The sequence below is a fragment of the Nocardioides oceani genome, assembly GCF_030412965.1.
Lineage (GTDB): Bacteria > Actinomycetota > Actinomycetes > Propionibacteriales > Nocardioidaceae > Nocardioides > Nocardioides oceani.
The window spans coordinates 1-365 of sequence record NZ_JAUHJQ010000070.1 but is presented as its reverse complement, the minus strand read 5'-3'; the positions used below and the strand labels follow the sequence as shown (position 1 = coordinate 365).

Sequence of the window (365 nt, the reverse complement as noted above, 5' to 3'; positions counted from 1 at the left end):
CCCCTTCATTATTTTTTTGAGAAAAACAAAAACGGACCTGACAAATCAAGCCCGTATACACATAATATTCCACAGGAACTTTAACATGTTGGGCCAGACAACTTTAAGTCGCAAGGCGAGAAGTTCTCACTTCTGCTTTTCTCACTTAAAATAGAATAACAAAATTTCTAAGACCTGTCAATAATATTTTGTGCTTTCTTTTCAATAAAGTTAACGACACCTGCAATATCAATGCCCGTTGTGTCAAAAGTGATAGCATCAGCTGCAGGTTTTAACGGAGAAATTTTCCTATGACTATCCTTATAGTCACGCTCAGCAATTTCTTTTTTTAATGTATTAAAATCTGTTTGAATTCCTTTTTCAAG

Annotated in this window: 1 protein-coding gene and 1 other annotated feature; the gene reads right to left on the bottom strand. The window is 34.5% G+C overall.

Annotation, left to right across the window (positions count from 1 at the left end; all coding sequences use genetic code 11):
• Positions 1–17: 17 nt before the first annotated feature.
• Positions 18–144 (bottom strand) — a sequence feature (ribosomal protein L20 leader region).
• A gap of 23 nt (positions 145–167) precedes the next feature.
• Positions 168–365 (bottom strand): (d)CMP kinase (locus tag QWY28_RS23315; RefSeq protein ID WP_300955306.1); only part of this gene is annotated, 198 nt, incomplete at its 5' end.